The organism is Actinacidiphila sp. bgisy160, assembly GCF_965342435.1.
Lineage (GTDB): Bacteria > Actinomycetota > Actinomycetes > Streptomycetales > Streptomycetaceae > Actinacidiphila.
Genome location: NZ_CBDRCM010000028.1, coordinates 41,254 through 55,582, shown reverse-complemented (window position 1 = coordinate 55,582; position 14,329 = coordinate 41,254). Strand labels below are relative to the sequence as shown.

Here is a 14,329-nt window from a genome sequence, read left to right as displayed (position 1 = left end):
CGAGGACCCGAAATCACAATTGCGGAATCGTACTATGCGTTTTCTTCCCGCGCCAAAACCCCGGCGAGGGCCTGCTCGAAGCTCGACGCGCCGGCGGCGGCCTTCGTCGGATCCTGCTGGCGGACGTCGATGACATGGCCGGTCAGGTCGGAGAGCAGCACGTCGAGGGAGGAACGCGCGACGGACTCCGAGGACAGCAAAGTGCCCGCGGGCTCCTGCCCGAACGCCTTGGTGCGCATGGGCGTGGCCGTGCGCTCCGGGTTGACGCAGTTGACCCGGATGCCGTCGGCGGCCCACTCGTCGGCGAGTGCCTGGGTCAGATTGACCATGGCGGCCTTCGTCGAGGAGTACAGGCTGTACTCGGCACGGCCGCGGGTGTAGCTGCTGGAGGTGTAGAGCATGAGCTGCCCCCCGCTCTCCGCGAGGTACTTGTGCGCCGCGCGGGCGATCTGCACCGGCGCGAGGTAGTTGACGCGCAGGGCTTCCTCGATGGTGGCGTTGTCGGTCTCGGCGAGGCGGCCGATGCGCAGCACGCCCGCGGTGTTGACGACGTAGTCGATGCGGCCGGTCTCGGCGTAGGCCTTGGACAACGCGTCGTCGACGTGTTCGGGGTTGTCGACGTGGGTGCCGGTCGTGGAACGGCCCAGCGCGTACACGTTGGCGCCGAAGCGCCTGCCGAGCTCGGCGATGTCGGCCCCTATGCCGTAGGAACCCCCGAAGACGACCAGGGTCCGCCCGGTGAGCTGCGCGCGGTAGGCGGCGTCGTCGGCCTGCTCCGGGGCCGTCTGCGAGGCGAGCTGGAAGAGCTTGTCGGCGATGAAGACGTCGACCGGCTGGGTCACCTTCATGTTGTACTCGTCACCGGGCACCACGTACACCGGCACGTCCGGGAGGTACTTCAGCACGACGGTACAGTCGTCGGTCGCCTGGAAGTTGGGGTCCGCGGAAGCGATCTGGTAGGCGCGGCGGATCGTGGAGAGCTTGAAGGCCTGCGGGGTCTGCCCGCGGCGCAGCCGGGAACGATCCGGGATGTCGGTGATGAACTCGCCGTCCTCGCCATGCGTCCGCGTCACGATGATGGTGTCCGCCGAGGGGATCGCGACATCGACGGCCTGGTAACGGTCGAGGGCGGATACGCAGTCGGCGATGACGCGCTGCGAGAGCAGCGGACGCACCGCGTCGTGGAACAGGACGTTGCAGTCCTCGCCGTCGGCGAGACCGGCTCCGATGGCGGCGATGGCGCGCTCGGTCGTCTCGTTGCGCGTCGCACCGCCCTCCAGGACCCTGCTGACCTTCGCGAAGCCGGCCTTGGCCACGATCTTTTCCACGTCCTGCACATAACCCGGCGCCATGAGGACGATGACGTCGTCGATTCCGTCGGCCTGCTCGAAGACGGCAAGGGTGTGCTCGATGACCGCCTTGCCCGCGATCTTCAGGAGCTGCTTGGGGATCGAGAGGCCAACGCGCTGACCAGTACCGCCGGCCAGCACGACGGCCGTGGTACGGGGCTTGGCTATGTGCTCGGACACAGATGACCTACCTTGAAGGAATGGAGGGCGCAGGCAATGCTGCCGTCCGCCATCGTCGGAGCGTAAGGCGGACACATCCCACGCAGCATGATGCCGCAACCCTAGGTTCATCTTCCGCCCGACCGGAAATCCGGGGGAACCCCGGCAACCGAACTGTGACAGAATCCACAAGATTTTCTCATTTGAGACGGCTTCCGCTCATGCGTCGGCGTGACTGCCCCGCATTGCCTTCGTTGTCACCATGTGCCTCTTGTTCAGCTGAATCGCGACAATAGTTCCAGTCCTCCACCACCGTTGGGCCCGCGTTCCGCCGCGATGGCCGTGGCGATGCTGGCGGCGGCGTTCGCAGCGCACCTGACTGCGGCCGTCCTGTCATCCGTGCCGCTGCTCGTCGTGGCCTCGGCGGTGGGCCTACTGGCGGACCTCCACCTGCATCTGCGCCATCCCTCGCTGACGGGCCTGCTGACGCGCGTCCGGCTGGACGTCACGGCCCGGCAACTGCTGCGCGACCTGCTCACCATCACGACGCTGCTGCGCGTGGACAGCGTCCACGGCACCCGGGCCTACGCCCCTGTGCTGGTCGGGCTGATGGCCCTGTACGCGGCGCACAGCGCCTGCCACGCCCTCGCGCTACTGGTGCGCCGTGCCAGAACGCTGCCCGTGGTGACCCGCAACATCGACGCCGCCGCCCTCAACCCGACACCGGCTCCGCCCCTGTTGCTGGCCCGCCGGCCCGGTCACCGCCTCCTGCTGCTCTCGTTGTCCGTCTCCACCGGACTGCTCGCCACGGCCGTCACCGGCAACGCGCTGTGGGCGGCACTCGGCGCCGCCTCGGCCGCGGTGGCGGCGGTGGGCGGCGCCGCCTACCTTGCACTGTGGCTGCTGCCGGGCCGGCGCCCGGTGGACGGGGCCCGCGCCCTGCAGTGGCTCGACCGGTGGCTGGCCGACTACCGGCCGACGGTGGGCATCTACTTCTCGGGCGGCGCCGCGTCGGCCTACCAGCTCAACATGTGGCTTTCGACACTCGCCCGGCTCGACGGACGACCGGTGGTGCTACTCCGGGAACGCCCCATGGTGCAGCGCGTCGAGGCCACGGACATCCCCGTGCTGTGCATCCCCAAGGTCGCGGACGTGATGCGGCTGGAGCACTCCACGCTCAAGGTGCTGCTCCACCCCTCCAACTCCGGCAAGACCTCCCAGATCCTGCGCATCCCCACCATCAAGCACGCGTTCACCAACCACGGCGAGAGCGACAAGCTCTCCAGCTGCAATCCGTACGCCAAGGCGTACGACGAGGTGTGGGTCGCGGGCCCGGCCGCACGCGAGCGGTACGCCCTGGCGGACATCGGCGTGGACGACCGCGACATCGTGGAGGTCGGGCGTCCCCAGCTCGCGCCGATCCTGCCCGGTGGCGGGACCCCGTCGGGTCCGATGACCACGGTGCTGTACGCGCCCACGTGGGAGGGCTGGGACGGCCAGCCGGGCAACACCTCGGTCGTGCTCGCGGGGGAGAACATCGTCCGGGCCCTGCTCGCCGACCCGGCGGTACGGCTGCTCTACAAGCCGCACCCCCTGACCGGTTCCGTCGATCCCCGCGCGGGCCGCGCGGACCGCCGCATCCGGGCCATGATCGCCGAGGCCTGTCGCGAGCGGGCCCGGAACGCGCCGGGCGACGCACCGACCGCGTCGAGCACCGAACTCGCCCGCCGCGCGGCGGCACTGGACGAGCTCACCACCGCACGCTTCCGGGCCGACGCCGACGACCTCGAGCGCATGGCGCTGCAGGGCACCCCCGCCCCGGGACGCGCCGCCGCGGTCGAGGCCGCGACCGCGGCCTGGGAGGACTGCTACTGGTCCGCCGCCCGGGCGTGGGAGCACCGCGTCATCACCGACAGCCGTCCGTCGCTCTACTCGTGCTTCAACCAGGCCGATCTGCTGATCAGCGACGTGTCGAGCGTCGTCTCGGACTTTCTGGCCAGTGAGAAACCGCACGCCGTGGCGAACACCAGCGGGCTGGCCGAGGACGCCTTCCGTGCCGCCTTCCCCACCGTGGCCGCCGCGACGATCATCTCGCCCGACGCCCACGAGGTGCCCGCGTTGCTCGACAGTGTCCGCGACCCGGAACGGGACGGCCTGGGACCGGCCCGCGCAGCGCTGAAGGAACGGCTGCTCGGGCCGGCGCAACCGACCTCCCTCGAACGCTTCACGGCGGCGGCACGGGCACTGGCCGCGGCCGCGGACGAACGGCGCTCCCGGCAGGAGGCCGGAGGGACCGCCTCCGTGGCGCGTGTCGTGGCACCGCGCGAAGCCGGGCAAGGTGACGGCGTCGCAAGGGAACCGCGGCAGGAGGCACGGTCGGCGCGACGCTGAGCCGGACGCCCGCCCTCGGCACTCGCCTCCCCACCCCGGTCCGCCGGCCCCCGTGAGACGGCGGCCGCCCTCGGCAGCGCGCCTCCACCGCGGCATCGGTTCGACGCTGCCGCGGTGGCCGGGGGGGGGAGCCGGCACGACCGGGTTCAGCTCCCGAACGGGTCGAAGTCCTCGAACGCGCTGTAGGAGTCGTCCCGCTCGGCGTCGCGGTCCTTGCGCCGCTGGGCCGCCGGGCGGGGAGTGTCGAAGCGGTGGTCCTCACCGCGGCGGCCGAGCATCTCGGCACCGGCGGCGACCGAGGGCTCCCAGTCGAAGACGACCGCGTCGTCCTCGGCCCCGATGACAACCTCGTCGCCCTCGCGGGCGCCCGCCTTGACGAGTTCCTCCTCGACGCCGAGGCGGGCGAGCCGGTCGGCGAGGTAGCCGACGGCCTCGTCGTTGGCGAAGTCGGTCTGGCGGACCCAGCGTTCGGGCTTCTCGCCGCGCACCCGGTAGAAACCGTCCTCGGCCGTGACGGTGAATCCGGCGTCGTCCACGGCCTTGGGCCGGATGACGATCCGGGTGGCCTCCTGGACGGGCACGGCGGCCCGTGCCTCGGCCACGATGCCGGCGAGGGCGTAGGACAGCTCGCCCAGACCCTTGTGGGCCACCGCCGACACCTCGAAGACCCGGTAACCCCGCGCTTCCAGGTCGGGCCGGACCATGTCGGCGAGGTCCTGGCCGTCGGGGATGTCGACCTTGTTGAGGACGACCAGCCGAGGCCGGTCCTCGAGTCCCCCGTACGCCCGCAGTTCCGACTCGATGGTGTCGAGGTCGCTCAGCGGGTCGCGGTCCGACTCCAGCGTGGCGGTGTCCAGGACGTGGACCAGGACGCTGCACCGCTCGACGTGCCGCAGGAACTCCAGGCCCAGTCCACGGCCTTCGCTGGCGCCCGGGATGAGGCCGGGGACGTCGGCGATGGTGTACACCGTCGAACCGGCCGTGACCACGCCCAGGTTGGGCACGAGCGTGGTGAAGGGGTAGTCCGCGATCTTCGGCTTGGCCGCGGAGAGCACGGAGATGAGCGAGGACTTCCCCGCGCTCGGGTAGCCGACCAGTGCCACATCGGCGACCGTCTTCAGCTCCAGGACGAGGTCCCGGCTCTGTCCGGGCTCGCCCAGCAGCGCGAATCCCGGCGCCTTGCGGCGGGCCGAGGCGAGCGCCGCGTTGCCGAGGCCGCCGCGTCCGCCCTGGCCGGCGACGAAGGTGGTGCCGTGGCCGACGAGGTCGGCGAGCACGTTGCCCTGCTTGTCGAGGACGACCGTGCCGTCCGGGACGGGCAGCACCAGGTCCGTGCCGTCCTTGCCGGAGCGGTTGCCTCCCTCGCCTGGCTTGCCGTTGGTGGCCTTGCGGTGCGGGTGGTGGTGGTAGTCGATGAGCGTGGTGACCGACTGGTCGACGACCAGCGTCACATCGCCGCCACGGCCGCCGTTGCCGCCGTCCGGGCCGCCGAGCGGCTTGAACTTCTCCCGGTGCACGGAGGCGCAGCCATGGCCCCCGTTACCCGCGGCGACGTGCAGCTCGACGCGGTCCACGAAGGTGGTCATGCGGATGTTCCTCCTGATGCGTGCGGGAATGTCTGTGGGTTAACGCGCCGAGGGCGGACCTGCTTCCCGGCCCGGGAAGCAGCGTCCGCCCTCGGTGAAGTCGTATCGCGGCCGATCAGGCGACCGGGACGATGTTCACGACCTTGCGACCACGGCTGGTGCCGAACTCGACCGCACCGGCGGCGAGAGCGAACAGCGTGTCGTCCTTGCCACGGCCGACGCTGGCGCCGGGGTGGAAGTGGGTGCCGCGCTGGCGGACGATGATCTCACCGGCGTTCACGACCTGGCCGCCGAAGCGCTTGACGCCGAGCCGCTGGGCGTTGGAGTCGCGACCGTTCCGGGTGGACGATGCGCCCTTCTTGTGTGCCATTCCTCTTCAGTCCCTTACTTCGCAGCCGTGGGGATGCCGGTGATCTTCAGCGCCGTGTACTGCTGGCGGTGGCCCTGACGACGGCGGTAGCCGGTCTTGTTCTTGTACCGCAGGATGTCGATCTTCTGGCCCTTGTGGTGGTCCACGATCTCGGCCTGGACCTTGATCCCGGCCAGCACCCACGGGTCGCTGGTGACGGCGTCGCCGTCGACGATCAGGAGCGTCGAGAGCTCGACGGCGTCACCGACCTTGCCCGTGGAAATCTTGTCAACCTCGACGATGTCGCCGATGGCCACCTTGTGCTGGCGGCCACCGCTGCGCACGATTGCGTACACGCGGGAACTCACTCTCTCGCTCGGATCGTCACTCCTGACGCCAGCCGCCCCTGTGGTACATGGGAGGCCTCTACCGGCCGGAACCGGTAGGAAGGTGCTCAGGAATGGGCGCTGAAACGCCGACGGTCAAGACTACGGGCCCCCTGCGGGAGGGTCAAACCGGGTGGACAGGACGTCGCGCCCGCTACGGCATCTCCACCAGCGCGGTCTCCCCCTGGCCCGACGCGTCCTCCCGGTACAGCGCTCCGGTCTGCGGGCACTCCCACACGCCGGGCTCACCCGCCCGTTCGACCAGCCGCACCCCGGCCCGGCCGACCCAGCCGATGCGGCGGGCGGGAACACCCGCGACGAGGGCGAAGTCGGGGACGTCCTTGGTGACCACCGCTCCGGCGGCGACCAGCGCCCAGCGGCCGACCCGTACGGGGGCCACGCACACCGAGCGGGCACCGAGCGAAGCGCCCTCGGCGACCTTGACGCCGACGGCCTCCCAGTCGCCTCCGCGCTTGAGCTTGCCCTCGGGGTCGACGGAACGGGGGTACTGGTCGTTGGTGAGCACGACCGCGGGCCCGACGAAGACGCCGTCGCCCAGCTCGGCCGGCTCGTAGACCAGGGCGTAGTTCTGCAGCTTGACGTTGTCGCCGATCCGCACGCCCGTACCGACGTAGGCGCCGCGGCCGATGACGCAGCCCGCGCCGAGGCGGGCCTTCTCGCGGATCTGGGCGAGTTCCCACACGGTGGTTCCGTCGCCGAGCTCGGCGCTCTCGTCGACCTGTGCGGTGGGCTTGATGGTGTGACTCACGATGGACCTTCCCTGACGACGGCGTCGGCGCGAGCATACGGCTCGGCCCGGGGACCGCGGCCACGGGGCACCGGGGTGGGTGGGCCCGTCGCCTCCGCGTGGACGAAACCGTCATCCCAGCCATCAGGCCCGAGCGGTGACCGCCCCCAGGAATCGAATTGATCGCGATCTTGGCCGCTGCCACCCTCCGGCGGCTGTGTGATCCCGACGATTCCCTACCTTGGCGTGGAACACCCGATCGATCAAGCCCTCCGTGCCGGGCAGACCACCGGTCGCCCGCGACGGAACCGCTACCGCCAGGAACCCGACCTGATCGCCTGCCCGAAGAAGCCGCCCACGGCGCTCGCGGGCGGCAATCCCGCCTCCTGGTCACGCAGCGCCGAGGCATGGTTCCACCTGCTCTTGCCCCTCTTGCCGGCGCTGCTGCACCGGCGCCGGGGGCGCCGCTGGATCGCGGCGCCGTCTCGACCCGCGTTGAAGTGAAAAGCCGGAAGGCCCCCCGCGGAACGGGGGGACCTTCCGGATGACACACGGAGCGGTCAGGACAGGTGCCTCGGCACCCGCTCGTGCGGGTGGACGTACTTCCCCGCGCTTCCCCGCTCCACTCGTCCCATCCCGTGCCTCACCCAGGATGAGGTGGACCTCCCACCCGGCCTCGGCCATGGCCCGCGGCGCTCTTCTGAACCCGGGAATCACCATCGACGGTGTCGTCGACCGACATCACCACACGGCCGGGGCGCGAAGAGCCCACGTCGTTGCCTCCCCAGAGGTGCGCTCAGCCGCCGATCACGATGCGGCGCACGCCGGCCCAGCGGGCCGGGTCGGTGGTGCGGCGGCCGTCGACCAGGACGCGGACGTCGGGCAGGTCGGAGGCGGAGAGCTCGCGGTACTCGGCGTGGTCGGCCTGGAGCACGGCGGCGGTCACGGTCTCGCCGCGGTGCGGGGGCAGGCCGTGGGCGGCCAACTCCTCGTCCGTGTACATCGGGTCCGAGACATACGGGACGGCTCCGTACGCCTTGAGGGCCTCGAGGGTCGGGAACACGCCGGAGAACGCGGTCTCCTTCACGCCGCCGCGGTAGGCGGCGCCCAGCACGAGCACGTTGACGTCCTTGAGGTCGCCGTAGGCGGCGGCCAGCAGGTCGACGGCGTACGACGGCATGGCGGCGTTCGCCTCACGGGCCGAGCGGACGACGGTCGCCTCCGGGTCGTTCCACAGGTACATCCGCGGGTAGATCGGGATGCAGTGGCCGCCGACCGCGATGCCCGGCTGGTGGATGTGGCTGTACGGCTGGGTGTTGCAGGCCTCGATGACCTTCTTGACATCGATACCGGCCTTGGCGGCGAACCTGGCGAACTGGTTCGCCAGGCCGATGTTGACGTCGCGGTAGGTGGTCTCGGCGAGCTTGGCCAGCTCCGAGGCCTCGGAGGACCCGAGGTCCCACACTCCGTTGGGGCGCTCGAGGTCGGAGCGCTCGTCGAAGTCGAGCACCGCCTCGTAGAACTCCACACCGTGCTTCGCCGACGCCTCGTCGATGCCGCCGACGAGCTTGGGATAGCGGCGCAGGTCGGTGAAGACCCGGCCGGTGAGCACCCGCTCGGGGCTGAAGACCAGGTGGAAGTCCTGCCCGGCCGTCAGGCCGGAGCCCTCCTCCAGCATCGGCGCCCAGCGGTTGCGGGTGGTGCCGACGGGCAGGGTGGTCTCGTACGACACCAGGGTGCCGGGACGCAGGCCCCGGGCGATGTCCTTGGTCGCGGAGTCCATCCAGCCGAAGTCCGGCACCCCCTCGGCGTCCACGAACAGCGGGACGACCACGACGACGGCCTCGGACTCGGCGACGGCCGCCGCGGTGTCGGTCGTCGCGGACAGCAGACCGGCCTCCACGGCCGCCTTGAGCTTGGTGTCCAGGTCCGCTTCGCCGGGGAACGGCTCCACGCCGGCGTTGACCAGCTCGACGACCTTCTCGTTGACGTCCGCGCCGATGACGCGGTGCCCCTTGGCCGCGAACTGCACGGCGAGCGGCAGGCCGATCTTCCCCAGCGCGACTACACAGATGTTCATGGGCGTGGCTACTTCTTCCTCGGTCGGCGCAGGCGTCGTGCGATGCCCCGCAAGATACTGTCAGCGGCGACGGCAAGCACCAGTCTGCCCTGCTCGTTCGTGGTTACGGATACGCGGTAGGGGCGCGCCCGGCGCCATATCCACTTGTGCAGCACCGAGGCGTGGGCACCGAAGGGCACCCGGTACGGCTCGCCCGCCAGGTCCACGGCCACGTTGAGCCGCCAACGCGCGGACTGGCCCGGCCGCATCGCCACGAGCGGGCGCAGCGGCACCACGACGTCAACGCGGGTGCCCAGCCCGTTCTTCCAGGTGCTCGTGGTGGCCGGCAGCGGAACGGACTGCGGGCCGCTGAGCTCGCAGCGGACCGGGGCCGGACCCGCCCCGAAGGGACCGAGCAGCTTGGTCCGCGCGGAAACCGCCAGCGCGGGGCCCTCCGGGCTCTTGTGCCAGGCGGCGGACAGGGTCTTGGTGCCTGCCTTCAGCCGCCCGTGCACCCCCTCGCCGAGGAGCTCGTACCAGCTCATCGGCAGGACGGGATCCACGTCACGGAAACCCGGGTAGCGGGCGAAGGCCCGTTCCCCCTCCAGGACGAAGCCGGGAGCCCCGTGCTCCGCCTCGTCACGGATCAGCGCGACGAGCTCGTCGGTCCTGCCCCGCTGCGCCAGGCCGAGACGCACACGCTTCTTGACGCCCATGCCGTCACGGATGGTGCCGGTGAGGTACGCGTCGGCGAGCCGGCCGATGCCCGTCACCAGGTTCTTCTGCACGACGGGATCGAGCTCGGGGAAGTCGTCCAGCAGCAGCTTGGACAGCTCCCACCCGAAGTGGCGCTTCAGTACCGCGTCCCGCTCCGGGCCCGCGGGGACGAGCCCCGCCGTGAAGTGCATGATCTCGGCCGTGCAGCGCAGCCGGGCCTCATGGTCGGCTCGGTAGGTGATGTTGCTGGAGTCCCCACGCTTGACGGCGTAGTAGTAGGTGTAGTCCGCCAGCACCGAGATGCGGGCGGCCCGCACACAGGCCTCGATGGTGAACGGCTGGTCGCTGCCCACGGGAAGGTCCTCGGGGAAACGGAGCTCGTACCGCTCGACCAGTTCGCGCCGGAACAGCTTGGTGTTGGCGATCGTCCACGGCAGCGCCGAGTTGGTGAAGGTCACATCGTGCCGCGTCGTCTCGTACAGCGCCTGGTGGACGTACCGGCCGCCGACCCCCTCCATCTTGCCGACCACGACATCGGAACCGTGCTCGTCGGCCGCCGCGACCATCCGCTCCAGCGCCTCACGGCCCAGGTAGTCGTCGGATCCGATGAAGTAGACGTAGCGCCCGGTCGCGACATCCAGCGCCCGGTTGCTGGGCGCTGCCGGACCACCGGAGTTGGCCTGGTGGATCACCTTGACCGTACCCGGATACAGGTCCGCGAACCGGTCGAGCTCCTTGCCGCTGTCGTCGGTGGATCCGTCGTTCACGGCGACGATCTCCAGCCGGTCCCGGCCGATCGTCTGCTCCACCAGGGAGGTCAGGCAGTCGCTCAGGTACGGCATGGTGTTGTAGACGGCAACGATGACGCTGACGTCCGGCGTCGCCATCAGCGGCTCTCCAGGAGGCGGCTGTACACCTGGTCGAGAATCTTGGCCTGGGCTTCCCAGGTCCACTCCTCCAGCAGGCCCGAGGTCTCGTACACCGACCGGTAATGCTGCGGGTCCGCCAGCACGGCCTTGACGGCACGAGCGTAGTCGGCGACGTCTTCTGCCTTGAACACCTCGCCCTGACCGGTCTTCAGCGTCACCTGGGACATCGTCTTGACGTCACTGACGACCAGGGGCAGCCGCGCGTGCGAGTACTCGAAGTACTTCGTGATCAGGGCGATCTCGTGGTTCGGCCAGTGGTGGATGGGGATTACACCCGCGTCCGCCGCCGACAGGAACGGGACCACCTGGTAGTGCGGCACGTAGGGCAGCGCGTGCACCCGCTCGGAGACGCCGAGCTCCTCGGCCCGGGCGAGCAGCTCCTTGAGGTACGCCGACGTCGGCTTGAGCACGACGAAGGCGACGTGGACGCCCTCGAGGCCGGGAAGGGCTTCGACCATGATGTCGAGGCCCCGCTGCGGGGCCGCCGCACCGCTGTAGACAACCAACGGCGTGTCGGGCCCGATACCGCAGAGCGCGCGGAGGTCGGGCACCTCCTCGTCGGCTGCTCCTTCCGGCAGTTCGGCGCCGGGCGCGTTCAGCACGACGGCCGGCCGCTCGGTCAGCCCGTGACGCTCCACGAGCAGATCCGCCAGGGTCTCCGACACGGTCACCACCGCGTCGGCGTAGCGCGAGTACTCACGCTCGTGCGCGCACTGCGCGATGTGCCAGCGCGGGTGGCTGTTCCATGGCTTGATACCGGGCAGGAACTCGTGGGCGTCCCAGACCAGCTTCGGCCGGCGACCGTTGGCGCGTGCCCGCACGACCGCGCGGGCCCCGGTGCCGAGCATGCGGAAGTCGTTGGCGTGGACCAGGTCGGGACGCAGTTCGTCGATGACCTTGCCGTAGGCGAGTTCGTAGTCCCACAGCCCCGGGTCCAGCCGACGCCACGCCCGGTCGCCCATGGTCTTCTTCCAGAAGGCGGTGGTGAAGCGGTCCAGCCGGGATTCCATGTTCTTGCGCCGCTCGTCCAGCCGGCGGGTGACGCGGAACCGGATGCCCACCCAGCGGCTCATGACGTTGGACAGCATGCGCGGGAACAGCAATCCGACGCGCCTGAAGGTGGAGCCTTCGAGCCTGGCCGCCGCGTCCCGGACGTTGAGTTCGGCCCGCCACGCCTTCATCTTCTGCCTGCGGTACTCGGCCAGCTTGCCCGGAGGATAAGCGAGCGGGCTGCGCAGGGGCGCACGCCGGAACTCGTGGCGCCGCTTGTTCAGCGGCGTGGAGACAGGTATCAGAAGAACCTCTGCGTCCCCGAGCCGCCACTCACGGCGCTGCTTGTCGGGCGACTTGCCCAGCAGGATCACGTCCCAGCCGGCCGCGGCGGCCGAACGCGCCTGCTTCTGCACTCGGGAGTCACCATGGACGCCGTTGTCCACGAGCATGACGATCAGGCCGCGAGTGCCGGGTCTGCGAGCGGGCACGCGGTCACGCTCCATCGCTGGTCTCGCCCTTCTCCTGAATCGTGATCGTACGACCGCTCTGCGCGGACTCGAGGACCGCAGCCGACACCTGTACCGTACGCAGGCCCTGACGGAGGGTCACGATGTCACTGGGCACGCCCAGGACGGCGTCACGGAAGCGCTCGTGCTCGACGAGCAGCGGCTCCCGCTTGGGTATGGCGTAACGGACCATGTCGCCCTCGGAGACACCGCGGAACGCGCGCAGCGCCTCCCACTCGGTGTCCTGCACGCCGTTGGCGAAGAAGGTCAGGTCGGCGGTGAGCGTGTCGGCCACGAAGCAGCCCCGCTCACCGGTGACGACCGTGGTGCGCTCCTTGAGCGGGCTCAGCCAGTTCACCAGGTGGTTGACCATGGTGGAGTCGGCCAGCTGCCCGACGACCGCGACCATGTCCTCGTGCGGGCGGCCGCTCTTGGACACCGTGTGCGCGGCGACGGAGACGTACTCCTGGCCGGTCACCCATGAGGTGAGGTCGATGTCGTGGGTCGCGAGGTCCTTGACCACGCCGACGTCGGCGATACGGTGCGGGAAGGGTCCCTGGCGGCGTGTGACGACCTGGTACACGTCGCCGAGCTCGCCCGCCTCAAGACGCCCGCGCAGGTTCTGCAGCGCCGGGTTGTACCGCTCGATGTGGCCGACACCGGCGACCAGTCCGGCGGCCTCGAAGGCGTCGACGAGTGCCTGCGCCGCTTCCACCGTGTGCGCCAGCGGCTTCTCGATGAGCGCGCCGACACCCGCGCCGGCGAGCGTGAGGCCGACCTCCTCGTGCAGGGCGGTCGGGCAGGCGACCACGGCGTAGTCGACACCGAGGGCGATGAGTTCCTCGACCGTGTCGAGAACGGGGGCGCCGTGCGCCGCCTTGGGGTCGCCCTTGGGGTCGACCACGCCCACGAGGTCCACGCCCTCGAGGCCCGCCAGCACACGGCAGTGGTTGCGGCCCATGGCGCCCAGGCCGATCAGGCCGGCGCGCAGAGGTGCGGAGGTCACTGTGCGTCTCCCAGTGCGTTGACTGCCGCCACGACACGCTCGAGGTCGTCCTGTGACAGGCTCGGGTGGACCGGAAGCGACAGCACCTCGGCGGCGGCGCGCTCGGTCTCCGGCAGGTCCCAAGTGCGGTTGATCTTCTGGTCCGGCTCCCAGTAGGGCTTCAGCCGGTGGATCGGCGTCGGGTAGTACACACCGCTGCCCACGCCGGCCTCCGCCAGGGCGGAGTGCGCGGCGTCCCGGTCACCGCTGACGCGGACCGTGTACTGGTGGTAGACGTGGCGCGCGTGGTCCGCGACGGGCGGCACAGCCACACCGTTCAGCCCCGCGTCCAGGAACGCGGCGTTGGCGATGCGCCGCTCGGTCCACTCGGGCAGCTTCTTCAGCTGCTCGCGGCCGATGGCCGCGGCGACGTCGGTCATCCGCATGTTGGCGCCGACGATCTCGTTGGCGTAGCGCTGCTCCATGCCCTGGTTGCGCAACAGCCGCAAGGTGCGCGCCACATGCGCGTCGGCGGTGGTGACCATGCCGCCCTCCAGGGCGTGCATGTTCTTGGTCGGGTAGAAGCTGAAGCAGCCCGCGGCACCGAAGGAGCCGACCGGCTGCCCGTTCAGCGCGGCACCGTGTGCCTGGGCGGCGTCCTCGACGACCGCGAGCCCGTGCCGCTCGGCGATGGGCATCAGCTTGTCCATCGCGGCCGGGTGGCCGTAGAGGTGGACCGGCATGATCGCCACGGTGCGGGGCGTGACGGCGGCTTCGACCGCGGCCGGGTCGACGCAGAAGCTGTCCGCCTCGATGTCGACGAAGACGGGCTCGGCGCCCACGAGTCGCACCGCGTTGGCCGAGGCCGCGAAGGAGAAGGACGGCACGATGACCTCGTCGCCGGGGCCGATGCCCAGCGCGAGGAGTGTGAGCTGCAAGGCGGAGGTACCCGAGTTCACCGCCACGCAGTGACGGCCGGCCACCAGCTCCGAGAACTCCTCCTCGAAGGCGGCCACCTCAGGGCCCTGTACGACTCGGCCGCTGCGCAGCACACGCACGGCGGCCTCGATCTCTTCCTCGCCGATGACCGGCCGCGCAGCAGGAATGAATTCCTGGTCGACGCCTGGCATGGGGTTTCCTCCCGCTTCCAGCACCAAGGGTTCTCGGCCGGT

General features: G+C 70.4%; 12 protein-coding genes. 2 read left to right on the top strand and 10 right to left on the bottom strand.

All coding sequences use genetic code 11. The features are described from left to right. Positions 1 to 32 precede the first annotated feature (32 nt). Positions 33 to 1,529, bottom strand: coding sequence for an SDR family NAD(P)-dependent oxidoreductase (locus ACRWNP_RS21980; protein WP_431963909.1), 1,497 nt, complete (start codon positions 1,527 to 1,529; stop codon positions 33 to 35). 315 nt (positions 1,530 to 1,844) lie between these two features. Here ACRWNP_RS21980 and ACRWNP_RS21975 point away from each other — a divergent pair, with 315 nt between their 5' ends. Then, complete coding sequence (locus tag ACRWNP_RS21975; protein ID WP_431963976.1) at positions 1,845 to 3,899, top strand: hypothetical protein; 2,055 nt, start codon at positions 1,845 to 1,847, stop codon at positions 3,897 to 3,899. A gap of 146 nt (positions 3,900 to 4,045) precedes the next feature. Here ACRWNP_RS21975 and obgE read toward each other — a convergent pair whose 3' ends face one another. The 4 genes from obgE to ACRWNP_RS21955 all read right to left on the bottom strand — a co-directional run bounded on the left by obgE (position 4,046) and on the right by ACRWNP_RS21955 (position 6,989). After that, the gene (obgE, locus tag ACRWNP_RS21970) at positions 4,046 to 5,485 is read right to left on the bottom strand and encodes a GTPase ObgE (protein ID WP_431963907.1); all 1,440 of its coding nucleotides are present in this window, start codon (positions 5,483 to 5,485) and stop codon (positions 4,046 to 4,048) included. A gap of 115 nt (positions 5,486 to 5,600) precedes the next feature. After that, positions 5,601 to 5,855, bottom strand: coding sequence for a 50S ribosomal protein L27 (rpmA, locus tag ACRWNP_RS21965; protein ID WP_018556585.1), 255 nt, complete (start codon positions 5,853 to 5,855; stop codon positions 5,601 to 5,603). 14 nt (positions 5,856 to 5,869) lie between these two features. Beyond that, a complete protein-coding gene (gene rplU, locus ACRWNP_RS21960) occupies positions 5,870 to 6,190 on the bottom strand; it encodes a 50S ribosomal protein L21 (RefSeq protein WP_431963905.1) in 321 nt (106 codons plus the stop codon). 184 nt (positions 6,191 to 6,374) lie between these two features. Beyond that, complete coding sequence (locus tag ACRWNP_RS21955) at positions 6,375 to 6,989, bottom strand: acyltransferase (RefSeq protein WP_431963903.1); 615 nt, start codon at positions 6,987 to 6,989, stop codon at positions 6,375 to 6,377. 225 nt (positions 6,990 to 7,214) lie between these two features. Here ACRWNP_RS21955 and ACRWNP_RS21950 point away from each other — a divergent pair, with 225 nt between their 5' ends. Next, positions 7,215 to 7,472 (top strand): hypothetical protein, encoded by a 258-nt coding sequence (locus ACRWNP_RS21950; protein ID WP_431963901.1) that lies wholly within the window; start codon positions 7,215 to 7,217, stop codon positions 7,470 to 7,472. Between the two features lie 292 nt (positions 7,473 to 7,764). On the opposite strand, the gene ACRWNP_RS21945 is transcribed toward ACRWNP_RS21950, so the two are convergent. From ACRWNP_RS21945 to ACRWNP_RS21925, 5 genes are read right to left on the bottom strand one after another with little or no spacing between them, the layout of a single operon-like run. Continuing rightward, on the bottom strand, positions 7,765 to 9,048 hold the full coding sequence (locus tag ACRWNP_RS21945; protein WP_431963899.1) for a nucleotide sugar dehydrogenase: 1,284 nt from the start codon (positions 9,046 to 9,048) through the stop codon (positions 7,765 to 7,767). Positions 9,049 to 9,056: 8 nt separating this feature from the next. Then, positions 9,057 to 10,631, bottom strand: a complete 1,575-nt coding sequence (locus ACRWNP_RS21940; RefSeq protein ID WP_431963897.1) for a glycosyltransferase family 2 protein — start codon at positions 10,629 to 10,631, stop codon at positions 9,057 to 9,059. Continuing rightward, positions 10,631 to 12,115 carry a glycosyltransferase family 4 protein gene (locus tag ACRWNP_RS21935; RefSeq protein WP_431963974.1) on the bottom strand — a complete coding sequence of 495 codons (1,485 nt, stop codon included), beginning with the start codon at positions 12,113 to 12,115 and terminating at the stop codon, positions 10,631 to 10,633. The genes ACRWNP_RS21940 and ACRWNP_RS21935 overlap by 1 nt, the downstream gene beginning before the upstream one ends. Positions 12,116 to 12,158: 43 nt before the next feature. Then, positions 12,159 to 13,178, bottom strand: coding sequence for a Gfo/Idh/MocA family protein (locus ACRWNP_RS21930; protein ID WP_431963895.1), 1,020 nt, complete (start codon positions 13,176 to 13,178; stop codon positions 12,159 to 12,161). After that, positions 13,175 to 14,287, bottom strand: coding sequence for a DegT/DnrJ/EryC1/StrS family aminotransferase (locus tag ACRWNP_RS21925; protein ID WP_431963893.1), 1,113 nt, complete (start codon positions 14,285 to 14,287; stop codon positions 13,175 to 13,177). Before ACRWNP_RS21925 ends, ACRWNP_RS21930 begins: the two co-directional genes overlap by 4 nt. Positions 14,288 to 14,329: the final 42 nt, after the last annotated feature.